Below are 24778 nucleotides of genomic sequence, written 5' to 3'. Positions count from 1 at the left end.
TGTCCGAATCCGTGTTGGCGACCCAAAATGAATTCCTGGCATAGACCCATGATGAAGAACGGCCCTCGAATCATCACCGTAGCCAACCAGAAGGGCGGTGTCGGCAAGACCACCACTGCCATCAACCTGGCCACCGCGCTGGCGGCGATCGGCGAGAAGGTGCTGATCGTCGACCTCGACCCGCAAGGCAATGCCAGCACCGGGCTCGGCATCGACCGCAAGGACCGCACGGTGTCGTCCTATGACGTGCTGACCGGCGAGCTGGAGCTTGAGGAGGCGGCGATCCCGACGGCGGTGCCCGGCCTGTCGATCGTGCCGTCGACCCTCGATTTGCTCGGCATCGAGATGGAGATCGCCTCGGCGCCGGACCGGGTGCTGCGGCTGCGCAACGCCCTGCGCGCCGCATCGGCGCGTTCGGCCGGGTTTGGCTATGTGCTGATCGACTGTCCGCCGTCGCTCAATCTCTTGACCTTGAATTCGATGGCGGCGGCCGATTCCGTTCTGGTGCCGCTGCAATGCGAGTTCTTCGCGCTGGAAGGTCTCAGCCAGCTGCTCGAAACCGTCGAGCAGGTGCGCCGCTCGATCAACCCGGATCTCACCATCCAGGGCATCGTGCTGACCATGTATGACGGCCGCAACAACCTCGCCAACCAGGTGGTGCAGGACGTGCGCGAGCATATGGGGGACAAGGTCTACGAGACCATCATTCCGCGCAATGTGCGGGTGTCGGAAGCGCCGTCCTACGGCAAGCCGGCGATCCTCTACGACCTCAAATGCTCCGGCAGCCAGGCTTATCTGCAGCTTGCGTCGGAAGTGATCCGCCGCGAGCGTAAATTGCGCGCCGCTTAACAAGCGGCCACGCATGGAGCAAAGCCGATTCGACACCGAAACAATCTGGAACCGAAATGAGCGAAGACCTTTCGAGAAAGAGACTGGGCCGCGGGCTGGCGGCGCTGATCGGCGAGATCGACCGTCCGAGCGCGCCGGAGAAGCCCGGGATGAGTGCCGACGGCAAGGTGCCGATCGAGTTCCTTACGCCCAATCCGAAAAACCCGCGCCGGCATTTCGGCGACGCCGAGTTGACCGACCTGGCGCAATCGATCCGCGAGCATGGGGTGGTGCAGCCGGTGGTGGCGCGGCCTTCGCCGTCGCAGGCCGGGCGCTACGAGATCATCGCCGGCGAGCGGCGCTGGCGTGCCGCGCAACGCGCCGGATTGACCGAGATCCCGGTCATCGTGCGCGAGGTCAACGACCGCACGGCGCTGGAACTGGCAATCATCGAGAACGTCCAGCGCGCCGATCTCAACCCGGTCGAGGAAGCGCTCGGCTATCAGCAGCTCATCGACGATCACGGCTACACCCAGGCCGATCTCGGCCAGGTCATCGGCAAAAGCCGCAGCCATGTCGCCAACACGCTGCGGCTGCTGAAGCTGCCCGACGTGATCCGCGACATGCTGGTCGACGGGGCCTTGTCGGCGGGCCATGCCCGCACGCTGGTGACGGCGGAGGACCCGGCAGGGCTTGCCAAGCGCATCGTCGAGGAAGGGCTCTCGGTGCGCCAGGCCGAAGCGCTGGCGCAGATGCCGGCCGGTCCGACCCCGGCGAAGCCGAAGCAGGCGAAAAGCGCGCCGGAAAAAGACGCCGACACGCTGGCGCTGGAAAAGCTGATGACCGGCACGCTCGGCATGATCGTGACCATCGACCACACGAACAAAGGCGGCGAGATTCGCGTGGCGTACCGGACGCTGGAGCAGCTTGACGAGCTGTGTCGGAGATTGAAACAAGAGCGGTAGTTAGCCGGCGAACTTCAACAAAGCGGAAGCTACAACGCAGGGAAAACGAGGGCTGGCTGTCCGCCAGCCCTTTCGTTTGAAGCGCTGGCGATTGGCGAAAAAGCAGCGCCATCGGCATCCGTCGCCAGCCGCGCTCGCGGCTTGACAGTGCCCGGCAACGGCGTAACCTCTATTAGACAAGGCTTAAATTAATTGCCCTAGCGTGCCGGTCAGTCGCGGCGAGGGCTATCTGCCATTCCTGCAACAGGCGTGAAATGGCACCGCCTCGCCAAAGCAATATGCCGACGCGCGCCTGACGCAAATGGGAGGTGCAAATGGCAGTCCGTTGGCAATTGTCCGGAAGTTACTTCGAAAACTGTAGCTGCGATGTCGTGTGTCCTTGCCTGCTGTCCACCAACGCGCAGCTGACATCAAGGCCGACGAACGGCGTTTGCGACGTCGGCCTGGTCTTTCATATCGATACGGGCAGTTACGGCGACGTCCGGTTGGATGGGCTCAGCGTCGCCATGGTTGCCCACACGCCGGGTCCGATGGCAGACGGCAATTGGACGGCCGCCGCCTATATCGACGAACGGGCCGATGACAGGCAGACAGAGGCGCTAGGCGCCATCTTCACTGGCGTCGCGGGCGGCCCGATGGCGGTGCTGGCACCCTTGATCGGCACGAATCTCGGCGCCAAGAAGGTACCAATAAGCTACCGGATAGACGGCAAGAAGCGGTCGGCGGAGATTGCCGGCGTCATGCGGATGGCGGTCGAGCCGCTGCCGACGATGCGCGAGGACGGGCAGATGTGGGCGGCCACCGGCCATCCCGTCAATCCCGACTGGCTCGCCTTGGCCATGGGGGCGGAAGGCAGTACATTCAGCGACCATGGCATGAGCTGGGACAATTCCCGCCGAAACGGACACTACGCCCCGATCAACTGGTCTGGCCAGCAGTAGCCGTTGGCCGCATGGTACGGGACGTACTTCGTCCATGGTGCAGACGTTGCAGCGATACATCATTCTCGCGCTGCTGATCGCTATCGCGGCGGCGGCATGGACCTTGCTCATCCGGCAGCAGGCGGGCATGGGCGCGGACATGCGCATGGAAATGTACTCGCTCACCATGGGCATGAAGGCGCCGCTGTTTCTTGCCGTCTGGATGATCATGATGATTGCCATGATGTTTCCGACGGCCGCCCCCATGATCCTGACATTTCACCGGGTCCAGGCCGGCAAACGGGGCCGAGGCGAGACCTTTGTCTCGAGCTGGGTGTTCGTGGCCGGGTACATGCTGGTCTGGGGCGTGATGGGCGTTATCGCCTTTGCCGGCGCGGCGGGTGCGGAGGTGCTCGCCGGGCATGTGGGATTGTCAACGGCGACGGCCGCGCGTTTCGGCGGCGCGCTGCTGATGCTTGGGGGCGCCTATCAACTTTCCCCGCTGAAGGATCTGTGTCTGGCCAAATGCCGCACGCCGATCGGCTTCATCCTGACCTCATGGCGCGATGGTTACTGGGGCGCGGTTCGCATGGGCCTGGAGCATGGACTTTTCTGCCTCGGCTGCTGCTGGCTTTTGTTTCTCGCCCTCTTTCCTCTCGGGATCATGAACGTTGCCGCAATGGCCGTGGTCACCTTGCTGATATTCGCGGAAAAGACCCTGCCGTCTGGAAATGGGATCGCGAAGCTGTCGGGGATCGCTCTGCTGCTCTATGGCGCGGCGGTGCTGGTCTTTCCACAGGCGCTGCCGACTTTTGAGCCGGTAGGCGCCATGACAATGAATTGATCAAAGGAGGGAATTGACCAACGGAGGCAGGCGCCCGGTGCCGAAAGGGCCTAACGCTGTGCCAGCCTCGCGCTTTCCACCGCGATCCCGAGCAGCGCCTGCCTTGCCAGCGCCACCGACAGGTCCGGCCTTCGCCGCGTCTGCAGCACGGCGGTCTGCAGCCGGGTCAGCGCGCGGCCGAGCGCCTCGACGCTCCAGCGTTCCAGCGCCTTCTCCACCAGCTTGCGGCGCGAGAAGAAAACCGGCGGGCGCGCCGCCGCCACCACCGACGCGGCATTGCGGCCGCCGGCCTCCATCTGGCCGCGCATGGACTGCATCGCCTGAAACTGCCGCATCGCCGAGGACAGCACCAGGAAGGGTTGGCCGCCTGCCTGGCAATGGCGGGTGAAGGCGGTGTCGAACTCGCCGACCTTGCCTTCGAGAAGCGCGTCGACGGCATCGTCGAAGGACGCGCCGGAAACGTCGCCGGACATCGCCCTGACGTCGTCGAGGCCGATTTCCTTCTGGCCATGGACATAAAGCAGCAGCTTGTCGATCTCGCCGCGCGAGGCCAGCCGGTCGCCGCCGAGATTGCGGCGCAGCGCCTGTCTTGCCTCAAGCGTCATCGTCGCGCCGGTCTTGCGCAGCTCATCGTCGATAACGGCATCGATGTCCTTGGCCTCGTCGGCATAGCAGGGCAGCGCCATGGCGTTGTCGGCCGCCTCGACGACGGCGCGCAGCCCGACGCCCTTCTTGAGATCGCCGGCCTCGATGAGGATGATCGCGTCCCGTACGGGCTCCGCCGTCAGCGCCTTGACGTCGTCGGCCAGCGCCTTCTGGCCGCCGGCATTGCGCACCCACAGCAGGCGGCGGTCGGAAAACATCGGCACGGTGCGCGCCTCGTCGAGCAGCCGGCCCTCGTCGCGCTCGACTTCGGAGCCGTCGAGCCTGACCACCGAGAAGGGGTCGTCGAGCGGCAGGCCGGTCGCGGCGGCAAAAGCCTTGGCGCGCTCCGAGACGAGGCCCCGATCGGGGCCATAAAGCAGGACGATCGCCATGCGCGGGTCCGGCTTCGCGAGCCAGGAATCCACCTCGTATGCTTTCTTCTGTGCCATCGAGGGTGGTTAGCATGATGTTGGGGCGGAGTGAACGCTTTCCAGTTCACCTCGGAAGAACTGCTTCGAGGGAAGATCGACCCCCACTCCGTCGAGCTGCGCTCGACACCTCTCCCCCGATCGACGGGGGAGAGGAAAGGCGCGACGGTTGGCGGACCCGCGATTCTCCTCTCCTTCCTGAGGCGTGAAAGCGAGGCGCGGCAGCCAAGCTTGCCAAGCAATCACCTTATCTGGCGACAAACCTCACGCGACCTTGCACCTAATTGCGCGGCGCCGCCCAACATCGACAAGAAATTTCGCCGACATATCTTCATCTTGGTGCGCGGCAGGCTGTATCGGCCGGCTTGGCCGGCCCGATGCCCGGAGGCTTGCCCGGTGAATTCGCACTGGCGGCGCGGATGTGCAAATATCGGTGCCGGGCGACATTGGAGGACGAAGCTCATGGCCGATGCTGGGATGTTGCGCTTCCATGTTCCGGAGCCCGAGGTGCGGCCGGGCGGCACGCCTGATTTCGCCAACGTGACCATTGCCGCCGCCGGCTCGGTGCCGCGTCCCGAAATCGATGTCGATCCGCGCACCATCCGCGACATGGCCTTCTCGATCATCCGCGTGCTGAACCGCAATGGCGAAGCCGTCGGGCCGTGGGCGGGGCTGCTCTCCGACGAGGAACTGCTCGAAGGCCTGCGCCACATGATGACGCTGAGGACCTTCGATGCGCGCATGCAGATGGCGCAGCGGCAGGGCAAGACCTCCTTCTACATGCAGCATCTGGGCGAAGAGGCGGTGAGCTGCGCCTTCCGCAAGGCGCTCGCCCCCGGCGACATGAATTTCCCGACCTATCGGCAGGCCGGGCTGCTCATCGCCGACGGCTACCCGATGGTCACGATGATGAACCAGATCTATTCCAACGAGGCCGACCCGCTGAAGGGCCGGCAATTGCCCATCATGTATTCGTCGAAGGAGCACGGCTTCTTCTCGATCTCGGGCAATCTGGCGACGCAGTATATCCAGGCGGTCGGCTGGGCTATGGCCTCGGCGATCTCGAACGACTCAAGGATCGCCGCGGCCTGGATCGGCGACGGCTCGACGGCGGAATCCGACTTCCATTCGGCGCTGGTGTTCGCCTCGACCTACAAGGCGCCCGTGGTGCTCAACGTCGTCAACAACCAGTGGGCGATCTCTACCTTTCAAGGCATAGCGCGCGGCGGTTCAGGCACTTTCGCGGCTCGAGGCCTCGGCTTCGGCATCCCGGCGCTGCGCGTCGACGGCAACGACTATCTGGCCGTCCACGCCGTGGCGAAATGGGCAGCCGAGCGGGCGCGCAAGAATCTCGGGCCGACGCTGGTTGAATATGTCACCTACCGCGCCGGCGCGCATTCGAGCTCGGACGATCCCTCGGCCTACCGGCCGAAGACCGAATCCGATGCCTGGCCGCTCGGCGACCCGGTGGTTCGGCTGAAGAACCATCTCATCCGGCTCGGCGTCTGGTCGGAGGAGCGGCACAAGCAGGCCGAAGCGGAAATCCTCGACACGGTGATCGCGGCGCAGAAGGAAGCCGAAAGCCACGGCACGCTGCACGCCGGCGGCAAGCCGTCGACGCGCGACATGTTCGAGGGCCTCTATGCCGAGATGCCGCCGCATCTCAGGCGCCAGCGCCAGCAGGCGGGGGTCTGAGCCATGCCGAGGCGGACCATGATCGAGGCCATTCGCGACGCCATGGACGTGTCGATGGAGCGCGACGAGAAAGTGGTGGTGTTCGGCGAGGATGTCGGCTTTTTCGGCGGCGTGTTCCGCTGCACGCAAGGCCTGCAGGCGAAATACGGCAAGAGCCGCTGCTTCGACGCACCGATCAATGAATCCGGCATTGTCGGCTCGGCCATCGGCATGGCCGCCTATGGTCTGAAGCCGTGCGTGGAGATCCAGTTTGCCGACTACATGTACCCGGCCTACGACCAGCTGACCCAGGAAGCCGCGAGGCTGCGCTACCGCTCGAACGGCGACTTCACCTGCCCGATCGTGGTGCGCATGCCGACCGGCGGCGGCATATTCGGCGGCCAGACGCACAGCCAAAGCCCGGAAGCGTTGTTCACCCATGTGTCGGGGCTGAAGACCGTCGTGCCCTCGAACCCGCATGACGCCAAGGGGTTGCTGATCGCGGCGATCGAGGATCCCGACCCGGTCATCTTCCTCGAGCCGAAGCGGCTCTACAACGGCCCCTTCGACGGCCATCACGACCGGCCGGTGACGCCGTGGTCGAAGCACGAGCTGGGCGAGGTTGCCGACGGCCACTACACCGTGCCGCTCGGCAAGGCCGCGATCCGCCGGGCCGGCTCCGCCGTCACGGTGTTGGCGTACGGCACAATGGTCTATGTCGCGCAGGCGGCGGCCGAGGAGACCGGCATCGATGCCGAGATCGTCGATCTCAGGACGCTGTTGCCGCTCGACCTCGACACCATCGTGGCGTCGGTGAAGAAGACCGGACGCTGCGTCGTGGTGCACGAGGCGACGCTGACCTCCGGCTTCGGAGCGGAGCTGGTCGCGCTTGTGCAGGAAAACTGCTTCTACCATCTGGAGGCACCGGTGGCCCGCGTCGCCGGCTGGGACACGCCCTATCCGCATGCGCAGGAATGGGACTATTTCCCCGGTCCGGCCCGCGTCGGCCGGGCGCTTACGGAAACATTGGAAGCCTAGAACGGGGAGGCCCGACATGGGCGAACACATCATCAAGCTGCCCGATGTCGGCGAGGGCGTCGCCGAGGCGGAACTCGTCGAATGGCATGTCAAGGTCGGCGACATCGTGCGCGAGGACATGATGCTTGCCGCCGTGATGACCGACAAGGCCACGGTCGAGATCCCTTCCCCCGTCGACGGCGAGATCCTGTGGCTGGGCGCCGATATCGGCGACACGGTGGCGATCGGCTCGCCCATCGTGCGGCTGAAGGTGGCCGGCGAGGGCAATGTCGTTGGCGGTGCGATGCCGGCGGAAGTGACGGCTGAAAGTATCTCCGATGATACGGGGGCTCGCCCGGTCTCGGACCTGGAGCCGTCATCGCCCAATCTGTCGCCGTCATCCTCGGGCTTGTCCCGAGGATCCGCCGTCCCACAGGGATATGACGCGACCAGTTCCGGAAGGTCGGTAGATCCTCGGGACAAGCCCGAGGATGACGGCGCCAGGTCCAAGGTCAACAGCGCGCCGCGTGCGCAAGGTGAAAGGCCGCTGGCCTCGCCGGCCGTGCGGCTGCGTGCGAAGGAAGCGGGCATTGACCTCAGGCAGGTCCAGGGAAGCGGCCCGGCCGGTCGCATCGGCCATGAGGACATCGAGGCGTTCCTGGCGCGCGGGCCGCACATGGCCAAGGCATCCGGCCTCGCCCGCAACGATGCCGTCGAGGACATCAAGGTGGTGGGCCTGCGGCGCAAGATCGCCGAGAAGATGACGCTGGCGGCGTCGCGCATCCCGCACATCACCTATGTCGAGGAGGTCGACGTTACCGCGCTCGAGGATCTGCGCGCCGCGCTCAACAAGGAGAAGCGGGCGGCCAAGGGGGTAGAAAGGCCAAAGCTGACGCTGCTGCCGTTCCTGATGCGCGCGATGGTCAGGGCGATCGCGGACCAGCCCAACCTCAATGCGCTGTTCGACGACGAGGCCGGCATCATCCACCAGCATGGCGGCATTCATATCGGCATCGCCGCGCAGACGCCGTCGGGACTGGTCGTGCCCGTCGTCAAGCACGCCGAGGCGCTGGACATCTGGGAATGCGGCGCGGAGGTCGCCAGGTTGGCCGAGGCGGCCAAGTCGGGAACCGCGACGCGCGACGAGCTCTCCGGTTCGACCATAACCATCACCTCGCTCGGCGCCATGGGCGGCGTGGCGACGACGCCGGTCATCAACCACCCGGAAGTGGCGATCCTCGGCGTCAACAAGATGATGGTGCGGCCGGTATGGGACGGCACCCAGTTCATCCCGCGCAAGATGATGAACCTGTCGTCGAGCTTCGACCATCGCGTCATCGACGGCTGGGACGCGGCGGTGTTCATCCAGCGCATCAAGACGCTCCTGGAAACGCCGGCGCTGATTTTCGTGGATTGAGGGTGGATCATTCGAGATGATGGCGGGAGAGCGCCCCCCTCTGCCTTGCCAGGCATCTCCCGCACAAGGGGGGAGATCAGATGTCACGCCGGCTTTCGCCAATCACCAGCGCTGCGGGATTGAGCGAGGCGCCGAAGCCTCCAATCTCCCCCCTCGTGGGGGAGATGTCCGGCAGGACAGAGGGGGGCGCGAAGAATCTCGACGGAGCGTTTCCTCGGATCGAAGGGTCACGTCATGAAAGAAATCTCCTGCAAGCTGCTGGTCATCGGCGCCGGGCCGGGCGGCTATGTCTGCGCTATTCGTGCCGGGCAGCTCGGCGTCGATACCGTCATCGTCGAGGCCGGCAAGCCGGGCGGCACCTGTCTCAATGTCGGCTGCATTCCCTCCAAGGCGCTGATCCATGCAGCGGAGGAGTTCGAGAAGGTCGCGCAGATGGCGGGCGGCAACAGCCCGCTCGGCATTTCGTTGGCCGCTCCGGCGCTGGATCTGGGCAAGACGGTCGCCTGGAAGGACGGCATCGTTAGTCGGCTTAACAGCGGCGTCGCCGGCCTGCTCAAGAAGGCCGGGGTGAAGACCGTGCAGGGCTGGGCGACGTTTCGAGACGGCAAGACCGTCGCGGTCGAGACCGAGACGGGAAGCCAGGTGATCCGCGCCGAAGCGGTGGTGATCGCCACCGGCTCGGCGCCGGTCGAATTGCCGTTCCTGCCGTTCGGCGGGCCGGTGATCTCGTCGACGGAAGCGCTGGCGCTGAAGGAGGTGCCGCAGCGGCTGGCGGTGGTCGGCGGCGGCTATATCGGCCTGGAGCTCGGCACGGCCTTCGCCAAGATGGGCGCGGCGGTGACCGTGGTCGAGGCCTTGCCGCGCGTGCTGGCGCAGTATGACGCCGAACTGACGCGGCCGGTGGTCAAGCGGCTGGCGGCACTCGGCGTCGAGGTTATCACGGGGGCCAAGGCCAAGGGCCTGTCGACGAAGGGCGACGCGCTGCTGGTCGAGACCCCGGACGGCAAGGATGCGAGGATCGCCGCCGACAAGATCCTGGTCACGGTCGGCCGCAAGCCGGTGACGGAAGGGTGGGGGCTCGACCAGATCGACCTCGACATGGCGGGGCGATTCATCCGCATCGACGAGCAGTGCCGCACCTCGATGCGCGGCATTTTTGCCATTGGCGACGTCACCGGCGAGCCGATGCTGGCGCACCGCGCGATGGCGCAAGGCGAGATGGTCGCCGAAATCGTCGCCGGCCATAAGCGCGGCTGGGACAAGCGGGCTATCCCCGCTGTCTGCTTCACCGATCCGGAGCTGGTCACCGTCGGCCTGTCGCCCGAAGAGGCCAAGGCGCTCGGCGGCGAAATCAAGGTCGGGATGTTTCCCTTCGCCGCCAATGGCCGCGCGATGACCAGGATTGGCGAGGATGGCTTTGTCCGCGTCGTCGCCCGCGCGGACAATCATCTTGTGCTAGGCATCCAGGCGGTCGGGCAAAGCGTGTCGGAACTGTCGACGGCCTTCGGCCTGGCGCTCGAAATGGGCGCGCGGCTGGAGGACATCGCCGGCACCATCCACGCCCATCCGACACAGGGCGAAGGCTTCCAGGAAGCGGCGCTGAAGGCGCTGGGACACGCGCTGCATATTTAGAGCGCGACAGCAAAAACTGGTGATGTTGGCGGGGCACTGCCCCCCTCTGCCCTACCGGGCATCTCCCCCTCAAGGGGGGAGATCGGCCGTCACCTCTGCCTTCGCCAATTTCCCAACGTAGCCAAGTGAGCGGGGCGCCGAAACTGTCAATCTCCCCCCTTGAGGGGGAGATGTCCGGCAGGACAGAGGGGGGTGCTAGCCCGCCACCGGTGCGCAATTCCGGACTGAAAACCGTTTCCCGGAATTGCTCTAATTCGCCGCGCTCATCGCCTTGTCGAGCGCTGCCTTCACGTCCGCCGGCCAGGTCTTCACCGGGGGCTTGGCGTCCGGCTGGCCGTTCTCGCCGCGGCGGGCGAAATAGAGCTTGTGCTGGCCCGGGTCGACCGCCATGAAGCCGTCATTGCCGCCGCAATCGTGCGGCACGCAGCCGCTGGCGTAGAAGGCGCCGGACGCGGTCTTTTCTGTGCCGCCACCGACCAGCAGGCTGGTCGCCATGTCGGGCATCTCCTTGCCGAGCAGCGTCTCGGCCGCCTTGTAGACGGCCTCATTGTGGAAGGCGTCGATGATGTTGTCGTATTTCGACGGATCGATGTCCTTCCAGTCGGTGCCGGGTTCGGGCATGTAGGTCAGATTGCCCGCGATCGTCAGCCCCGATGTCGGCGACCATTGCAATGCCGGCTTCGAATCGCCGGGCAGGAGATAAGGCACGAAATAGATGGCGCTGTCGGAGACGGCCGTGGGCGGGGCGCCGCACTCGTCCTGCTCGACGGTGGTGCTCTGGATCTCCGCGCCTTCCGGTTTCCAGACGATCACCGTCGCCGGCCCGCACTGATTGCCTCCGTCGCCGACGTCGAACAGCGCCACCTTGACGCCGCCGACCTCGACGATCTTGTCGAAGAAGACGTCGTAATTGCTGGCCAGATGCTTGCCGTCATAGGCAAGCACCTTCTCGCCATACTGTTCCTGCTGGGTGATGGTGAACTGGCCGCCCTCGAACGGCACCGGCGCCTGTTTGTCGTCGTCGGAAACGTCGGCGGCTCCCTGATCCGTGGCCGGCGTCTCGCTTGCCGCCGGTGGCGTCTCGGCCTGAGCATGCGCGCCGGCCATCGTCGCCACGGTCATGGCCAGGGCGCAGGCGCTGGCAAGAAGCGGGCGTATCATGACAGTTCCTCCTTCAGCTGCCGCAAGCCCGGCCAGCGACGGCCGGGCCGATGTCGTCAGCCGCGCCGTTCAGGCCCAGGGGCGCAGCTCGGCGTTCTTCTTCTCGAACGAAGCGATGGCGCCGGCCTTCTCCATCGTCAGGCCGATATCGTCGAGGCCGTTCAGCAGGCAATGACGCTTGAAGTCATCGAGGTCGAACTTGACCACGCCGCCGTCGGGCCCGCGGATCTCCTTGGCCTCGAGGTCGATCGACAAAGTGGCGTTGGAGCCGCGCGAAGCGTCGTCCATCAGCTTGTCGAGATCCTCGGGGCTGACGGTGATGGGCAGCACGCCGTTCTTGAAGCAGTTGTTATAGAAGATGTCGGCGAAGGAGGTCGAGATGACGCAGCGTATGCCGAAATCGAGCAGCGCCCACGGCGCGTGCTCGCGCGAGGAGCCGCAGCCGAAATTGTCGCCGGCGACGAGGATCTGCGCCTTGCGGTAGGCCGGCTTGTTGAGCACGAAATCCGGATTCTCCGAACCGTCGTCCTTGTAGCGCATCTCGGCGAACAGGCCGCTGCCGAGCCCGGTGCGCTTGATCGTCTTGAGATAGTCCTTGGGGATGATCATGTCGGTGTCGACGTTGACGATCGGCATGGGCGCGGCGACGCCGGTGAGCTTGGTGAATTTTTCCATGGTCTTTGCCCGTCTTCCTGGCATTGCGGGGGATTGCTGGCGCCCGGTTTACACAAAGCCGGCGACAAATAAAAGGCAGGTGTTCGCGCGCGTCGGCACGGGGTGCCGCACAAACGGCTTCGAATTCGCGGCCCGATGGTGCAGTCTGGCTGTGATGGCTGAAAAAATTCTCTATGCCCGCGAACCCGCGCTCGACGTCGCCGAATTCCGCCGCGTGCTGGTGGACTCCGGCCTTGGCGAGATCCGTCCCGTCGATGATGCCGACAGGCTGCGGGCGATGCTGTCGGGCGCCAATCTGGTGCTGACCGCGCGGCTGGATACCGAAGGCAAGCCGCTGGTCGGCGTCATCAGGGCCGTGACGGACTTCTCCTGGGTCTGCTACATCTCCGATCTCGCCGTTTCCGGATCGGCGCAGGGGCTCGGCATCGGCAAGGGACTGATGGACGAGGCGCGGCGGCAGCTCGGCCCGTCCGTCGCCATCAGCCTGGTTTCCGTGCCCGACGCCGCCGGCTTCTACGAACGCATCGGCATGATGCGCATGGCCGACGCCTTCTGGTTCTCCCGCACGCGCTGACATTTTTTCTCCTGTGGCCGGATCCAGCAGCCGTTGGCATGACATGTTGTGCTTGACATGCAACCATTTGGTTGCATATTAGAGCCATGAGCATGGACGCCGTCTTTCGCGCTTTGGCCGACCCGACCCGCCGGCAATTGCTGGACAGCCTTCATGACAGGAACGGGCAGACGCTGAACGGGCTGTGCGCTGAGATGGATATGACCCGCCAGGCGGTGACCAAGCACCTGGCGATCCTCGAGGAGGCGAACCTTGTCACCACAATCCGCAAGGGGCGCGAGAAGGAGCACTACCTCAACCCGGTTCCGATCAACGAGATCGCCGAGCGCTGGATCGGCAAATTCGAGCGGGGGCGGCTCTCCGCCCTCGGCGATCTGAAGAGACGCCTCGAAAGGGAAGACTGATGAGCAACGCCTTCGTTTATGTGACCTACATCCGCACCACGCCCGACAAGCTTTGGCAGGCGCTGACCGAACCGGAATTCCACGAGCAATATTTTCTCGGCGCCCGCATGCAGAGCGACTGGAGAAAGGGCTCCGCGTGGAAGATGGTCTATGCCGACGGCCGGGTGACCGACAGCGGCGAGATCCTCGAGATCGATCCGCCAAGGCGCCTGGTGATCAAATGGCGCAACGAGTTCATGCCGGACGTGAAGGCCGACGGCTACACCACCTGCACCTTCATCATCGAGCAGGAGGGCGACATGATGAAGCTTGCCGTCACCCATGCGGCCGACGGCCCGCACAAGCTGCTGGAGCATGTCGGCAATGGCTGGCCGCTCGTCCTGTCGAGCCTGAAAAGCCTGCTCGAAACCGGGCAGGGCCTGTCTCGGCCGGCGTCGAAAGGCTGAAAATCATCGTTTTCGAGCCGAAACAATCATCCGGAGGCATCGATGTTGCATGTGCCAGTGCCAACTTCAGCCGTGCAGAGCATGACCAATGGCGAGACCGTTATGGCCCAGGCCGAGATCGACGCGCCGGCAGAGCGCGTCTTCCGCGCGCTGATCTCCGACGAGGTCGAACAATGGTGGGGGTCCGCCGACACCTACCGGATGGTGAAATGGTCGGCAGACCCTCGCGCCGGCGGCCGATGGGCCGTCACGGTCCGTGGAGCCGACGGCAGGGAGCTGCCGGCCAACGGGGAATTCCTCGATATCGAGGTGCCGCGCCGGATCGTGCAGACAAGGGCCTATGCCTGGGACCATCCGACGCTTGGCCGCCGGCAAACGACGGTCGCCTGGCTGCTGGAACCAACCGCCGCGGGCACGCGCCTCACCATCTGCCATGGCGGCTTTGCCGGGCTGGCCGAAGCGGCGGCCGAACATGCCGAGGGCTGGGGACGCGTGCTGGGCTGGCTACAGGCGTATTTGGGTGCGGGAAGCCGAGTGGCGGCTTAGCCGACTGGTGGCGGTGCAGACCCTTTTGATGTCAGCGTCAAAGAGGGACCTTGACTCGGCTCAAATCACATTCAACTCGCGGAACGCCCGCCCTTCGGCAACGCGTTCGTAGCCAAAGGGGGAGCAATCGATCGTGCGGTAGCCACCATGGACGATCAGCTCGGCCAGCGCCTTGCCCACGGCGGGCGCCTGCTGCAGGCCGTGGCCGGAAAAGCCGTTGGCGAAGAGGAAATTGCCGACTTCGGGATGCGGGCCGATCACCGCGTTCTGGTCGAGCGTGTTGTAGTCGTAATGACCGGCCCAGGCGCGCGTCGGCTTGATCGCCTCGAAGGCCGGGATGCGGGTCGCCAGCACCGGCCAGATCACCTCTTCGAACAGCGGCCAGTCGACGTCGAAATCGGCGGGATCGGCCGGGCCGTCGCCCTCCTCCGGCTCGGCGCCGCCGGTGAGATAGACCGAGCCTTCCGGCCTGACATAGATGCCGGACGGGTCGACCAGCAGCGGCATGTCGGCATATTTCTCGCGCGCCTCGAAGACGAAGACGTTGCGCTTGCGCGGCTCGACCGGCAGCGCCAGCCCGGCGAGTGCGGCGACCTTGCCCGCATTCGGCCCTGCGGCATTGACAAGGATGCCGGCCTCGAGCCGTTCGCCATTGTCAAGGCTGACGCCGGTAACGCGGTCACCCTGCCGCTCGATGCCGGTGACCGAAGCATTGATGAAGTCGATCTTCTTCTCACGCAACGCCTTGCGGAACAGCATCAGCATGGCATGCGCGTCGAACCAGCCCTCGCCGCTGCGGCCATAGGCGCCGGCGGTGATGCCCTCGGCCGACAGCCAAGGGAAACGGCGCACGAGTTGTTCGGCGTCCTCCAGCAAAATGTCGGCGCCTTCGGCAAGCTGTGCCTCGTGGTTGGCCCTGAGGATCGGCAGCCCGGCCTCGCCGGCGAGAATGAGATAGCCGCCCTCGCGAAAACCGATGTCGGCGTCGGCGCCGAATTCTTCCTTCAGCCGGCGGAACAGTTTCAGCGTGAATTGCGACAGGCGGATATTTTCCGGAATGGAGAATTGCTGGCGGATCGAGGCCATGGATAGCGTTGTCGCCGCGTGGGAAAATTGCGGGTCGCGCTCGACCAGCGCGATCCTGCCGGAAAAGCCCTCCTCGCGCAGATAATAGGCGATCGAGGAGCCGACGATGGCTCCGCCGATGATGACGATGTCGTAGCGCACTTTTTTCTCCGATCCGCTGCCGGCGTCCTTACGCAACCGGCAAGACAATCTCGAAGCGCGTGCCGCGCTCGGAGTCAACCAGCCTGATCGTGCCATCCTGCGCTTTCAGGAGGGCCAGCACGATGCCGAGCCCCATGCCGGTGCCCCCGGTAGAGCACCGCGCGATGCCGCCTGCTCCCTTGCCTCAACCCGCGGCAGGCGGCATAGATCTGGCATGACGACCGATCTCTACCGCCCGCGCCGCTCGGTGCTCTATGTTCCCGCCTCGAACGACAAGGCGCTGGCCAAGATGGCGCAGCTTGCCTGCGATACCGTCATCATCGACCTGGAGGATGCCGTCGCCCCGGCCGAGAAGGTCGCGGCGCGCGAAAAACTGGCCGGCATCTTCAGCAATCGTCCTGATACCAACCATAGTGGCCGGCGCTGCGAGATGGTGGTGCGCATCAATGCGCTCTCGAGCGAATGGGGCGGCGCCGACCTGCTGGCGGCGGCCAAGGCGGAGCCGGACGGCATCCTGCTGGCCAAGGTCGACACGCCCCGCGACGTGCTCGAGGCGGGTGACGTGCTCGACGACAATTCCGCCCCCGACAGCGTGAAACTATGGGCGATGATCGAGACGCCGAAGGCTGTGCTCAATGTCGGCGCCATCGCCGAACTTGGCCGCGATCCTGCCTCGCGGCTTGATTGTTTCGTTGCCGGAACGAATGACCTGACCAAGGACACCGGCATTCTGGCGACGTCGGACCGGCGTTATCTCCTGCCGTGGCTGATGCAGATGGTGCTGGCGGCGCGTGCCGGCGATCTCGATATCGTCGACGGCGTCTTCAACGATTTTCGCGCGCTCGATGCTTTCAGCCGCGAATGCACGGAAGCGGCCGCCATGGGCTTCGACGGCAAGACGCTCATCCATCCCGCCCAGATCGAGGCGGCGAACCGCGCCTTTGCGCCATCGGCGGAGGCGGTGGCCAAGGCCCGCGCGGTGAAGGAGGCCTTTGCGCTTCCGGAAAATGCCGGCAAGAACGTGATTGCGCTGGAGGGAAGGATGGTCGAACGGCTGCACCTTGCGCAGGCCGAAAAACTGCTGGCGAAGGCGGCGGCCGTCGGCGCATGATGTGCCGTGTTGGATTGCCGATCGCGGGCGATGGACTGACGACAGGAATTGAATGATGAAACTCTACCGCTTTCTCACCGCTCCGGACGACGCCAGCTTCTGTCACAAGGTGACGGCGGCGCTGAACAAGGGCTGGCACCTGTTCGGCTCCCCCACCTACGCCTACGACAAGAAGACCAAGACCATGCGCTGCGGCCAGGCCGTGGTGAAGGATGTCGAGGGCCAGGAATACGGGCCGGACACCAAGCTCAGCGACTGGTAGCCCCTCGCATCCACAGCCACGCCGCCAGCCAGGCGATCGATGCCGCAAGCATCGCCAAGCCCAGGTCAAGAGCCAGCTCCGGAACGAACGCACGAAGCGCGATCGGCACCGCGCCAATAAGATAAAGAGCGAGAGGAATGCGCGGCACGCCTCTTGCAACGGCGAGAGAGATTACAAACGCGAGCGTTCCAACCAGAAAAAGAACCGAACTGGCGACCAGAGCCAGACCGAGCGGTCCGGCTCGCAGCTCGACGATGGTTGTGAGCGGAAGCTTCGAAAATACCAGATTGATCACTGCTTCCACGCCTACCAAACTTGCCAACGCAACGAAGTTGATGACAAACGCGATAGTGCCGAACAGCCCCGCGCGCCGGCCAAACGCAAGAAACAGGCCTACGACGAGGCCAAGCGCCAATATCTCGGCGACTGGTGCGAGAAGTTGCGTCAGATCGGTGGTCGCGATGAGCGAGCTGCGTTTAGCCGCGTTGACCAGAAGAATAAGCGCGCTTCCCATCCCGGCGACGGCGGCAAGCCGATAAAGCGTGAGGCTGGGCACAGTCGCGCTCGACTGAACAATCGCGAAATTCTCCTGCTGAAGTTCTTCGGCTGGACTCTGATGCGAAATGACCGATTGCGGGCGGGGTGGGGCTGTTCTGGCGAGCATGTTCGTCTCCTCAGCTGGGAGTTCGGGAGCCGCGAAGACCGTAGGCCTGTTCCGATCCCATCAGTAATCACTGCTTACATCCTCTGGCCGGGATTGTAAACGGCGATTACATAAATCGCGGAATCATGCTACAGAGGCGGGAAGCTGCTCCACGGAACGAAGGGAAAGAGATGGCAAAAGCCAAGGCGCCTCATCGCACTGGTTACCACCATGGCAATTTGCGGGAGGTCCTGATCGATGCCGCGGTTCAACTGGTCGAGGAAGGCGGCCCCGACAATGTGAGCGTGCGCGAAGCCGCAAAACGTGCCGGGGTTTCCCCCGGCGCGCCATTCCGTCACTTCAGCAACAAGACCGCGTTGATGACGGCTGTCGCGGAGCAGGCAATGAGCCGATTCCGCTCGGAGATCACGAATGCGGTCGAGAAGGTTGCGACGGACGATCCGATCGAACGCTTTGCCGCTGTTGGAATCGCCTATTTGCGCTGGGCAATTCGAAACCCCACCCACTTCCAGATCATCTCGACACGCAATCTTATTGATTGGGATGCTTCGGAGTCGCTGCGTCACGATAATGAAGCGGTGCGTTCGCTGATGGAAGCGTCAATGGCAGAAGCACAGCGGCGAAACATGCTCCGGTCGGACGACATGGCAGAGACCCAGATAGCCGCGAGGGCGCTCGTCTACGGGCTCGCACGCATGTACATTGATGGACATTTTGCGCAATGGGCAGTGGCAGGACATACCGGGGAGCAGACTGTGCAGAACGTATTAAAACATTTCATCACACTCATTGTGAAATGACGGCCTGACGTAGAACCGGTCACTCGGCTGCCTCTTCGATCTTCTCCATATCGTCGTCCGACAGGCCGAAATGGTGGCCGATCTCGTGGATCAGCACATGGGTGACGATGTCGCCCAAAGTCTCCTCGTTCTCGGCCCAGTAGTCGAGGATGGCGCGGCGATAGAGCGTGATGCGGTTCGGGCCTTCGCCGGTCTGCGGGTTCCAGCGCTCGGCAATGCCGCGTCCCTCGAATAGGCCGAGCAGGTCGAAGGGGGTTTCCAGCGACAGGTCGTCCATGATCTCGTCGGTGGGGAACTCGGCGATCTGGATGACGATCTCGCCGGTCAGCTTGCGAAAATCCTCGGGCAGATGGGCGTAGGCCTCCAGCGCCAGGAACTCGATCTCGTCCATCGACGGCGAAAGCTGGTCGTGCCAAATGCGGGTCTTGTAGATGCGGGCCATGCTTTGTCCTTTGATCCCGGCATATAGGCTTTTGGGCCACAATCGGCAAATGACGCGGCGGCCAACCCCAGGATTGCTTACGGCACCGGGAGCCGTTTCGCATGGCTTGAGGCGCGGTCGGCTGTCCGACCCATGTTGGCCCTCTTATCGGAGAGGAATAAATTCCCCCATGAGTCTGCTTGACTCTTCGGGTCGCCTCTGGAATCTATAAGAACATAACAGGAACAATTGTGAGTGGACACTGACCGTCATGGCGATGAGCGCCGTGGCGCGGGAGACTGTTTTTGCCCTGCGCCGCCAGATCGCGAAGATCGAGGGAACGCTGCCCGAGCGCCTGCAGGCGCCGGCCGGCGCGGTTTCCGACGCCGGCATGGCCGCCGCGGACCGCACCGTGGTCCGGCGCGGCATCGCCGTAGCCAGGCCGGATGCTTTCCTGCGCACCGGCATCGGCCGGCTCGATGCCGCCCTCGGTGGCGATTGGGGCGGCGATTTGGGCGGCGGCCTGCCGAAAGCGGCCTTGAGCGAAATCCATGGCATCGAGACCCGCGATGCCGGAGCGGTCGCCGGCTTCGCCCTGTCGCTCGCCAGCCTGATTCTCAAGCCCAGCCTGATTCTCAAGCCCAGCCTGGTTCTCAAGCAAGGGCCGCGATTGCCGGTGCTGTGGATCGGCACCCAGGAGGTTTTTCGGGAGGCGGGTTTTCCCTATGCCCGGGGCCTTCACGCCGCCTTCGGCATCGAGCCGGAGCAATTGCTGTTTTCCGAGGCGCCAAGGCTCGCCGATGCGCTGTGGGTCGCCGAGGAGGCGGCCCGCATGACGGCGCTCGCCGCCGTCATCCTTGAAGTCCGCGGCAATCCGCAGCGGCTGGACCTGACCGCGACGCGCCGGCTGCACGCCCGCGCGCAGAGCGCCGGCCGGCCGGTCTTCCTGCTGCGGCAGGCGGCCGAACCCGAACCGACGGCGGCGCCCGTCCGCCTCATCGTCTCGCCGGCGCCGGCAGGGCCGCGCGACACGGTCGCCGGGCCGCTTGCCGGCTCGATCGGCCGCCCCGCCTTCACCATCAGCATCGGCAAGAGCCGCACGGCCCTGCCAGGACAATTCATATTGGAGTGGAACCCCGATGAACGCATATTCGATGAAAGACGGATTGGGGAAGAACGAGCAAAGAATCCTGTCCCTGTGGTTTCCCTATCTCGCGGCCGAACGGATCCTGCGGCAGCGCCTGGGGCGGTCCTGGCGTTCCCGACCGTCGGATCACCGGCCGCTGGTGATCAGCCATCGCGACAGCAACGCGCAGCGCATCTTAGCCCTCGACGAGCGGGCTGAGGCGCTGCATCTGAAGCCCGGCATGGGCATCGCCGATGCGCGCGCCATGCATCCGTCGATCGACATAATGGAGGCCGATGCCGAAGCCGACCGGCGCCTGCTCGAAGGCCTTGCGGACTGGTGCGACCGCTATACCCCGCTGGTGGCGCTCGACGGGACCGACGGCCTGTTCCTCGACGTCACCGGCTGCACCCATCTTTTCGGCGGCGAACGCGCCATGCTGGACGAGATCCTGTCGCGCTTCTTCCATCAGGGCTTCGACGTCCGTGCCGGCCTTGCCGCGACACCCGGCGCCGCCTGGGCGGCGGCGCGGTTCTGCGGCGACCGCATCGTTGCCGGCGGCGAGGAGGAAGCGCTCCTGGGGCCCTTGCCGCTGGCGGCGCTACGCATCGCGCCGGAAACCCGCGCCAGCCTGGAAAGTGTTGGCCTGCGCACGGCGGGCGCGGTGATGGCCGCGCCGCGCGCGCCGCTCGCCCGCCGCTTCGGTGCCTCCCTGCTCTTGCGCCTCGACCAGGCGCTCGGCCGTCTCGACGAGGCGGTGTCGCCGCGCCTGCCCGTCGCGCCGCTTTCGGTCGAACGCCATTTGGCCGAGCCCGTCACGCTGACAGAGGACATAGAACGGCTGGTGGGCATGCTGGCGACGACCCTGAAGATCGACCTTGAGCGGCGCGGCGAAGGCGCGAGAAGCCTGGCGCTGCTCTTGTTCCGCGTCGACGGCGCCGTCAGCCGCATCGCGCTCGGCACGTCGCGACCGATGCGCGAACCCCGGCTGATCCAGAAATTGTTCCATGAGCGGCTGGCCGCCCTCGAGCAGCATATCGATGCCGGCTATGGCTTCGACCTGGTGCGGCTTTCGGTGCTGGCGGCGGCGGCCTTCGACATGCCGCAGGCCGACCTGACAGGCGAAACGACCGACGACGGCGCCGATATCGCGCTGTTCGCCGACCGCATCCGCGCCCGGCTCGGCGAGGGGGCGGTTCTCAAGCCGGTCGCCGTGGAAAGCCATCTGCCCGAGCGTGCCGTCGCCACCATCCCCTTCACGGAAACCCCGCGCCGCATCACGCCGCCGAAGAAACCGGACAGGATGCAGGCGCCGATGACCATCTTCCCGCCGGAGCGGCCGATCCGGCTTTTCCGCTCGCCCGAGCCGATTGAGGTGCCGGCCACCGAAATGCCCGAGGGACCGCCGCTGAATTTCCGCTGGCGGCGTGCGCTCTACAGGGTCGCCCGCGCCGAAGGCCCTGAACGCATCGCGCCGGAATGGTGGCGTGAATTTTCGAGCGACGAAGCGGCGTCGACACGCGACTATTTCCGCATCGAGGATGCCGACGGCCGCCGCTACTGGCTCTACCGGCAAGGTCTCTATGGCGGCTCTGAAATCCCGCCGCGCTGGTTCCTGCACGGGGTCTTCGCATGAACGCGCTGACCGCCATTCCCTATGCGGAATTCGGCATCCAGTCGAATTTCTCGTTCCTGCGCGGCGCCTCCAAGCCGGAGGAGCTGGTGGTCGCGGCCAAGCTCATGGGGTTCTCCGCGATCGGGCTCGCCGACCGCAACACGGTGGCGGGTGTGGTGCGCGCCTGGCAGCAGGCCAAGGTCGAGACGCTTGCCTACCACCCCGGCAGCCGGCTGGTTTTTTGCGACGACACGCCTGATATTCTCGCCTATCCGCGGAACCGCAAGGGCTGGGGACATCTGTGCCGCATGCTCACGCAAGCCAATCTGCGCGAGGAGAACGAAAAGGGCGCGACCCTTCTGCGGCGCGACGACCTTCTCGAATGGGGCGAACTGATGTCGCTGGCGGTCCTGCCCGCTCTGGCGACAGGCGCGCAAGACAGCCTTGCCCTGCTTCGCCAGCTCAAGGACCGTTTCGGCGGGGCCCTGCGGCTTGGCGTTTCGCCCGATTATGCGGGAAACGACCGCTTCAGGATCGAGCAGGCGGCGGCGATGGCGGAGCTGGCCGGCCTGCCCTTGATGGCGACCAACGACGTCCTCTACCACACGGCCGAGCGGCGCCCGCTGCAGGACGTGCTGACCGCGATTCGCCTCAACATTCCCGTTTCGGAGGTCGGGCTGGAACTCACGGCGAATGCCGAGCGCCATCTGAAGCCGCCGCTGGAGATGGCGCGCCTGTTCCGCAGGCACCCGGAGGCACTGGCCGAAACGCTGCGCTTCGCGCAGGAGCTGACCTTCTCGCTCAGCGACCTTCAGTACAATTACCCCGACGAGCCGACGCAATCAGGGCTCGGCCCGCAGGCGGAGCTGGAAAGGTTGGCGCGGGAGGGGGCGGCCAGGCGCTATCCCTCGGGCGTGCCGCAATCGGTGACGAGGCGCATCGAGGAAGAGCTCGCCCTTATTGAGCGCCTGAACTATGCCCGTTATTTCCTGACCGTCCACGACATCGTCAAATTCGCCCGCAGCCAGGATATTCTCTGCCAGGGGCGCGGTTCGGCCGCCAATTCGGTCGTCTGCTTCTGCCTCGGCATCACCGAGGTCGGGCCGGAGCGAATCGACACGCTGTTCGAACGCTTCATTTCCGAGGAGAGGAACGAGCCGCCCGACATCGACGTCGATTTCGAGCATGAAAAGCGCGAGACGGTCATCCAATATATCTACGAGAAATACAGCTCCAAGCGCACCGCGCTGGCCGCCGCCGTCATCAGCTATCGCGGCCGCTCGGCGCTGCGCGAAGTGTCGAAGGCGATGGGCCTGTCCGAGGATGTCAGGGCATCGCTCTCCGGCTCGATCTGGGGCTGGTCGACCTCGGAGCTCGGCGAGAAGGAAGCCCGGGCCGGCGGCCTCGATCGCGCCGACCCCATATCGCGGCACGTGATGGAGCGTGCCAACGAGATCATGGGCTTTCCCCGTCACCTCTCCCAGCATGTCGGCGGCTTCGTCATCACCAGGGACCGGCTCGACGAGATCGTGCCCATCGTCAAGACGGCGATGGAGGAACGCAAGATGGTCGAATGGGACAAGGATGATCTCGACGCGGTCAAGATCCTCAAGGTCGACGTGCTGGCGCTCGGCATGCTGACTTGTCTCAAACGCGCCTTCACTCTGCTGACGGACCATTATCCGCAGGCGCGAGACCCTTACGGGCAGCCCTATGTCCTTGCCACCCTGCCGGAAGAGGCGAAGCCGGTCTATAAGATGATCGGTCGCGCCGACACGATCGGCGTCTTCCAGATCGAATCGCGCGCGCAGATGTCGATGCTGCCGCGTCTCAAGCCAAAAGAATTCTATGACCTTGTCATCGAGGTGGCGATCGTGCGGCCCGGCCCGATCCAGGGCGACATGGTCCACCCCTATCTGCGCCGCCGGCAAGGCAAGGAGCAGCCCGAGTATCAGAAACCGGAGCTGGAGGCGATCCTCCACAAGACGCTGGGCGTTCCTCTGTTCCAGGAACAGGCGATGAACATCGCCATCGTGGCCGGTGGCTTCAAGCCTGGCGAGGCCGACGAGTTGCGCCGCGCCATGGCCACCTTCAAGCGCACCGGCACGATCGGCAATTACCGCCGGCGCATGATCGACGGCATGGTCGGCAAGGGCTACACCCGGGATTTCGCCGAACGCTGTTTCAAGCAGATCGAGGGTTTTGGCGAATACGGCTTTCCCGAAAGCCATGCCGCCTCCTTCGCGCTGCTGGTCTATGCCTCCTGCTGGTTCAAGACCTTCTATCCCGACGTGTTCTGCGCCGCGATCCTGAATTCACAGCCCATGGGGTTTTACCAGCCGGCCCAGCTTGTTCGTGATGCACGCGATCATGGCGTCGACATCCGCGAGGTCGACGTCAATTTCTCCGTCTGGGACTGCACGCTGGAACAGGCGACTTTCGACCCGGCCCACATCCTGCCGCGCCATGCCGACATGCGCGGCGTCATCGCGACGCAGCACGCAGTGCGGCTCGGCTTCAGGCAGATCAAGGGACTTTCCAAGGAGCGCATGGACGCCTTCGTCGAGCGGCGCGGTTCAGGCTACGCATCCGTGCGGGATGTCTGGCTGCGCTCCGGCCTCGATGTCGCCGAGATCGAAAGACTGGCGCAGGCCGATGCCTTCCGCTCGCTCGGCCTCGACCGCCGCGCCGCACTTTGGGCGGTGCGCGCCCTCGACGGCAAGAATGCCGCCGAAAAGCTGCCGCTTTTCGATCAGCCGGCGCTGCGGCTACGCGAGCTGGAGCCGGAGACGAAGCTGCCGAAAATGCCGCTCGGCGAGCATGTCATCCACGATTACCGCTCGCTCGGCCTGTCCTTGAAGGCGCACCCGGTCGCCTTCCTGCGCGAGCGGCTCGACCGGGCCGGCGTCACGCCCAATGCCAGGCTGTGCTCGGTGCGGGACGGACGGCGCGTCTCGGTCGCCGGGCTCGTTCTGGTGCGGCAGCGCCCCGGCAAGGGCAATGCGGTCTTCCTGACGCTGGAGGATGACGAAGCCGTCGCCAACGTCATTTTCTGGCAGCGGACCTTCGACCGCTTCCGTCCCATCGTCATGGGCGCGCGCTTCGTCAAGGTCACCGGCAAATTGCAGTCGGAATCGGATGTCGTCCACATCGTCGCCGAGAAGATCGAGGATCTGACGCCCTGGCTCACGGTGTTGCTGGAGAAGGTCGACCAGGCCAGTTTGCCGGGCGCCGGTTCTCAGGGGCACGCCTCGAGGGAGGATCCGGATCGTCCCGGCCGGCCCGCGATGCGGAACCCACCGGCCGGGCAGGATTTGGCAACACTGTCGGAAGAAGCGGAAAGCGTCATGCCCAGGGGCCGCAATTTTCAGTAGAC

24 protein-coding genes and 1 pseudogene are annotated in these 24778 nt (G+C 65.0%); 18 read left to right on the top strand and 7 right to left on the bottom strand.

Annotation, left to right across the window (positions count from 1 at the left end; genetic code table 11):
- Positions 1 to 48: 48 nt before the first annotated feature.
- The 4 genes from FJ867_RS02980 to FJ867_RS02965 all read left to right on the top strand — a co-directional run bounded on the left by FJ867_RS02980 (position 49) and on the right by FJ867_RS02965 (position 3557).
- The gene (locus tag FJ867_RS02980; protein ID WP_140491929.1) at positions 49 to 849 is read left to right on the top strand and encodes a ParA family protein; all 801 of its coding nucleotides are present in this window, start codon (positions 49 to 51) and stop codon (positions 847 to 849) included.
- Between the two features lie 56 nt (positions 850 to 905).
- On the top strand, positions 906 to 1793 hold the full coding sequence (locus FJ867_RS02975) for a ParB/RepB/Spo0J family partition protein (protein WP_140491933.1): 888 nt from the start codon (positions 906 to 908) through the stop codon (positions 1791 to 1793).
- Between the two features lie 314 nt (positions 1794 to 2107).
- Complete coding sequence (locus FJ867_RS02970; RefSeq protein WP_140524488.1) at positions 2108 to 2734, top strand: DUF1326 domain-containing protein; 627 nt, start codon at positions 2108 to 2110, stop codon at positions 2732 to 2734.
- A gap of 34 nt (positions 2735 to 2768) precedes the next feature.
- Positions 2769 to 3557 carry a DUF2182 domain-containing protein gene (locus FJ867_RS02965; protein ID WP_140816482.1) on the top strand — a complete coding sequence of 263 codons (789 nt, stop codon included), beginning with the start codon at positions 2769 to 2771 and terminating at the stop codon, positions 3555 to 3557.
- 50 nt (positions 3558 to 3607) lie between these two features.
- On the opposite strand, the gene holA is transcribed toward FJ867_RS02965, so the two are convergent.
- Positions 3608 to 4651, bottom strand: coding sequence for a DNA polymerase III subunit delta (gene holA, locus FJ867_RS02960; protein WP_140816480.1), 1044 nt, complete (start codon positions 4649 to 4651; stop codon positions 3608 to 3610).
- A gap of 441 nt (positions 4652 to 5092) precedes the next feature.
- Between holA and FJ867_RS02955 the strand changes: the two genes are divergently transcribed.
- The 4 genes from FJ867_RS02955 to lpdA all read left to right on the top strand — a co-directional run bounded on the left by FJ867_RS02955 (position 5093) and on the right by lpdA (position 10370).
- The gene (locus tag FJ867_RS02955) at positions 5093 to 6325 is read left to right on the top strand and encodes a thiamine pyrophosphate-dependent enzyme (protein ID WP_140816478.1); all 1233 of its coding nucleotides are present in this window, start codon (positions 5093 to 5095) and stop codon (positions 6323 to 6325) included.
- Positions 6326 to 6328: 3 nt separating this feature from the next.
- Positions 6329 to 7342: an alpha-ketoacid dehydrogenase subunit beta gene (locus tag FJ867_RS02950; RefSeq protein WP_140559175.1), complete on the top strand. Its 1014-nt coding sequence runs from the start codon at positions 6329 to 6331 to the stop codon at positions 7340 to 7342.
- 16 nt (positions 7343 to 7358) lie between these two features.
- A complete protein-coding gene (locus tag FJ867_RS02945) occupies positions 7359 to 8738 on the top strand; it encodes a dihydrolipoamide acetyltransferase family protein (protein ID WP_140491951.1) in 1380 nt (459 codons plus the stop codon).
- Positions 8739 to 8972: 234 nt separating this feature from the next.
- Positions 8973 to 10370 carry a dihydrolipoyl dehydrogenase gene (lpdA, locus tag FJ867_RS02935; RefSeq protein WP_140816476.1) on the top strand — a complete coding sequence of 466 codons (1398 nt, stop codon included), beginning with the start codon at positions 8973 to 8975 and terminating at the stop codon, positions 10368 to 10370.
- A 249-nt stretch (positions 10371 to 10619) separates the two neighbouring features.
- On the opposite strand, the gene FJ867_RS02930 is transcribed toward lpdA, so the two are convergent.
- Together FJ867_RS02930 and leuD are read right to left on the bottom strand one after the other, a co-directional pair.
- The gene (locus FJ867_RS02930) at positions 10620 to 11531 is read right to left on the bottom strand and encodes a hypothetical protein (RefSeq protein WP_140816474.1); all 912 of its coding nucleotides are present in this window, start codon (positions 11529 to 11531) and stop codon (positions 10620 to 10622) included.
- A 69-nt stretch (positions 11532 to 11600) separates the two neighbouring features.
- Entirely contained in the window at positions 11601 to 12206 is a 606-nt protein-coding gene (gene leuD, locus FJ867_RS02925) for a 3-isopropylmalate dehydratase small subunit (RefSeq protein WP_140491959.1), read from the bottom strand.
- 154 nt (positions 12207 to 12360) lie between these two features.
- Between leuD and FJ867_RS02920 the strand changes: the two genes are divergently transcribed.
- The 4 genes from FJ867_RS02920 (at position 12361) to FJ867_RS02905 (ending at position 14176) form a co-directional block, all read left to right on the top strand.
- Positions 12361 to 12780 (top strand): GNAT family N-acetyltransferase, encoded by a 420-nt coding sequence (locus FJ867_RS02920; protein WP_140491962.1) that lies wholly within the window; start codon positions 12361 to 12363, stop codon positions 12778 to 12780.
- A 92-nt stretch (positions 12781 to 12872) separates the two neighbouring features.
- Entirely contained in the window at positions 12873 to 13184 is a 312-nt protein-coding gene (locus FJ867_RS02915) for a metalloregulator ArsR/SmtB family transcription factor (protein ID WP_140514430.1), read from the top strand.
- On the top strand, positions 13184 to 13630 hold the full coding sequence (locus FJ867_RS02910) for an SRPBCC family protein (protein WP_140514087.1): 447 nt from the start codon (positions 13184 to 13186) through the stop codon (positions 13628 to 13630). The genes FJ867_RS02915 and FJ867_RS02910 overlap by 1 nt, the downstream gene beginning before the upstream one ends.
- Before the next feature lie 42 nt (positions 13631 to 13672).
- Positions 13673 to 14176, top strand: coding sequence for an SRPBCC domain-containing protein (locus tag FJ867_RS02905; RefSeq protein ID WP_140514086.1), 504 nt, complete (start codon positions 13673 to 13675; stop codon positions 14174 to 14176).
- Between the two features lie 60 nt (positions 14177 to 14236).
- Here the strand turns inward: FJ867_RS02905 and FJ867_RS02900 are convergent, their stop codons facing one another.
- Together FJ867_RS02900 and FJ867_RS02895 are read right to left on the bottom strand one after the other, a co-directional pair.
- Positions 14237 to 15403 carry an FAD-binding oxidoreductase gene (locus FJ867_RS02900; protein ID WP_140670559.1) on the bottom strand — a complete coding sequence of 389 codons (1167 nt, stop codon included), beginning with the start codon at positions 15401 to 15403 and terminating at the stop codon, positions 14237 to 14239.
- Positions 15404 to 15431: 28 nt separating this feature from the next.
- Positions 15432 to 15554 (bottom strand): annotated as a pseudogene (locus FJ867_RS02895) (ATP-binding protein); the annotation flags it as partial.
- A 63-nt stretch (positions 15555 to 15617) separates the two neighbouring features.
- Here FJ867_RS02895 and FJ867_RS02890 point away from each other — a divergent pair.
- Together FJ867_RS02890 and FJ867_RS02885 are read left to right on the top strand one after the other, a co-directional pair.
- A complete protein-coding gene (locus FJ867_RS02890; protein ID WP_140816472.1) occupies positions 15618 to 16514 on the top strand; it encodes a CoA ester lyase in 897 nt (298 codons plus the stop codon).
- A gap of 55 nt (positions 16515 to 16569) precedes the next feature.
- Positions 16570 to 16776, top strand: coding sequence for a DUF1737 domain-containing protein (locus FJ867_RS02885; RefSeq protein WP_140493464.1), 207 nt, complete (start codon positions 16570 to 16572; stop codon positions 16774 to 16776).
- Here FJ867_RS02885 and FJ867_RS02880 read toward each other — a convergent pair.
- Positions 16763 to 17440 carry a hypothetical protein gene (locus FJ867_RS02880; protein ID WP_210239597.1) on the bottom strand — a complete coding sequence of 226 codons (678 nt, stop codon included), beginning with the start codon at positions 17438 to 17440 and terminating at the stop codon, positions 16763 to 16765. The two genes, FJ867_RS02885 and FJ867_RS02880, sit on opposite strands and share 14 nt — an antisense overlap.
- Before the next feature lie 170 nt (positions 17441 to 17610).
- Between FJ867_RS02880 and FJ867_RS02875 the strand changes: the two genes are divergently transcribed.
- The gene (locus FJ867_RS02875) at positions 17611 to 18240 is read left to right on the top strand and encodes a TetR/AcrR family transcriptional regulator (protein ID WP_140524507.1); all 630 of its coding nucleotides are present in this window, start codon (positions 17611 to 17613) and stop codon (positions 18238 to 18240) included.
- A gap of 19 nt (positions 18241 to 18259) precedes the next feature.
- On the opposite strand, the gene FJ867_RS02870 is transcribed toward FJ867_RS02875, so the two are convergent.
- Positions 18260 to 18682: a metallopeptidase family protein gene (locus FJ867_RS02870; protein ID WP_140491980.1), complete on the bottom strand. Its 423-nt coding sequence runs from the start codon at positions 18680 to 18682 to the stop codon at positions 18260 to 18262.
- Positions 18683 to 18932: 250 nt separating this feature from the next.
- Here FJ867_RS02870 and FJ867_RS28945 point away from each other — a divergent pair, with 250 nt between their 5' ends.
- The 3 genes from FJ867_RS28945 to FJ867_RS02855 are packed head-to-tail and all read left to right on the top strand — an operon-like array spanning position 18933 to position 24776.
- Complete coding sequence (locus tag FJ867_RS28945; protein ID WP_140816470.1) at positions 18933 to 20006, top strand: hypothetical protein; 1074 nt, start codon at positions 18933 to 18935, stop codon at positions 20004 to 20006.
- Positions 19948 to 21423: a DUF6504 family protein gene (locus FJ867_RS02860; RefSeq protein WP_140628317.1), complete on the top strand. Its 1476-nt coding sequence runs from the start codon at positions 19948 to 19950 to the stop codon at positions 21421 to 21423. The genes FJ867_RS28945 and FJ867_RS02860 overlap by 59 nt, the downstream gene beginning before the upstream one ends.
- Complete coding sequence (locus FJ867_RS02855) at positions 21420 to 24776, top strand: error-prone DNA polymerase (protein ID WP_140816468.1); 3357 nt, start codon at positions 21420 to 21422, stop codon at positions 24774 to 24776. Before FJ867_RS02860 ends, FJ867_RS02855 begins: the two co-directional genes overlap by 4 nt.
- The last annotated feature ends 2 nt before the right edge of the window (positions 24777 to 24778 follow it).

It is taken from the genome of Mesorhizobium sp. B2-5-3, assembly GCF_006441005.1.
Classification (GTDB): Bacteria; Pseudomonadota; Alphaproteobacteria; order Rhizobiales; family Rhizobiaceae; genus Mesorhizobium.
The sequence above is the reverse complement of the archived record's forward strand: the minus strand, read 5'-3'. Positions and strand labels throughout refer to the sequence as shown.

What these genes read in the sequence shown, in the direction of transcription:
- FJ867_RS02980 (WP_140491929.1), top strand. Translation starts at nt 49, where the DNA reads ATGATGAAGAACGGCCCTCGAATCATCACCGTAGCCAACCAGAAGGGC.
- FJ867_RS02975 (WP_140491933.1), top strand. Translation starts at nt 906, where the DNA reads ATGAGCGAAGACCTTTCGAGAAAGAGACTGGGCCGCGGGCTGGCGGCG.
- FJ867_RS02970 (WP_140524488.1), top strand. Translation starts at nt 2,108, where the DNA reads ATGGCAGTCCGTTGGCAATTGTCCGGAAGTTACTTCGAAAACTGTAGC.
- FJ867_RS02965 (WP_140816482.1), top strand. Translation starts at nt 2,769, where the DNA reads ATGGTGCAGACGTTGCAGCGATACATCATTCTCGCGCTGCTGATCGCT.
- holA (WP_140816480.1), bottom strand. Translation starts at nt 4,651, where the DNA reads ATGGCACAGAAGAAAGCATACGAGGTGGATTCCTGGCTCGCGAAGCCG.
- FJ867_RS02955 (WP_140816478.1), top strand. Translation starts at nt 5,093, where the DNA reads ATGGCCGATGCTGGGATGTTGCGCTTCCATGTTCCGGAGCCCGAGGTG.
- FJ867_RS02950 (WP_140559175.1), top strand. Translation starts at nt 6,329, where the DNA reads ATGCCGAGGCGGACCATGATCGAGGCCATTCGCGACGCCATGGACGTG.
- FJ867_RS02945 (WP_140491951.1), top strand. Translation starts at nt 7,359, where the DNA reads ATGGGCGAACACATCATCAAGCTGCCCGATGTCGGCGAGGGCGTCGCC.
- lpdA (WP_140816476.1), top strand. Translation starts at nt 8,973, where the DNA reads ATGAAAGAAATCTCCTGCAAGCTGCTGGTCATCGGCGCCGGGCCGGGC.
- FJ867_RS02930 (WP_140816474.1), bottom strand. Translation starts at nt 11,531, where the DNA reads ATGATACGCCCGCTTCTTGCCAGCGCCTGCGCCCTGGCCATGACCGTG.
- leuD (WP_140491959.1), bottom strand. Translation starts at nt 12,206, where the DNA reads ATGGAAAAATTCACCAAGCTCACCGGCGTCGCCGCGCCCATGCCGATC.
- FJ867_RS02920 (WP_140491962.1), top strand. Translation starts at nt 12,361, where the DNA reads ATGGCTGAAAAAATTCTCTATGCCCGCGAACCCGCGCTCGACGTCGCC.
- FJ867_RS02915 (WP_140514430.1), top strand. Translation starts at nt 12,873, where the DNA reads ATGGACGCCGTCTTTCGCGCTTTGGCCGACCCGACCCGCCGGCAATTG.
- FJ867_RS02910 (WP_140514087.1), top strand. Translation starts at nt 13,184, where the DNA reads ATGAGCAACGCCTTCGTTTATGTGACCTACATCCGCACCACGCCCGAC.
- FJ867_RS02905 (WP_140514086.1), top strand. Translation starts at nt 13,673, where the DNA reads ATGTTGCATGTGCCAGTGCCAACTTCAGCCGTGCAGAGCATGACCAAT.
- FJ867_RS02890 (WP_140816472.1), top strand. Translation starts at nt 15,618, where the DNA reads ATGACGACCGATCTCTACCGCCCGCGCCGCTCGGTGCTCTATGTTCCC.
- FJ867_RS02885 (WP_140493464.1), top strand. Translation starts at nt 16,570, where the DNA reads ATGAAACTCTACCGCTTTCTCACCGCTCCGGACGACGCCAGCTTCTGT.
- FJ867_RS02880 (WP_210239597.1), bottom strand. Translation starts at nt 17,440, where the DNA reads ATGCTCGCCAGAACAGCCCCACCCCGCCCGCAATCGGTCATTTCGCAT.
- FJ867_RS02875 (WP_140524507.1), top strand. Translation starts at nt 17,611, where the DNA reads ATGGCAAAAGCCAAGGCGCCTCATCGCACTGGTTACCACCATGGCAAT.
- FJ867_RS02870 (WP_140491980.1), bottom strand. Translation starts at nt 18,682, where the DNA reads ATGGCCCGCATCTACAAGACCCGCATTTGGCACGACCAGCTTTCGCCG.
- FJ867_RS28945 (WP_140816470.1), top strand. Translation starts at nt 18,933, where the DNA reads ATGGCGATGAGCGCCGTGGCGCGGGAGACTGTTTTTGCCCTGCGCCGC.
- FJ867_RS02855 (WP_140816468.1), top strand. Translation starts at nt 21,420, where the DNA reads ATGAACGCGCTGACCGCCATTCCCTATGCGGAATTCGGCATCCAGTCG.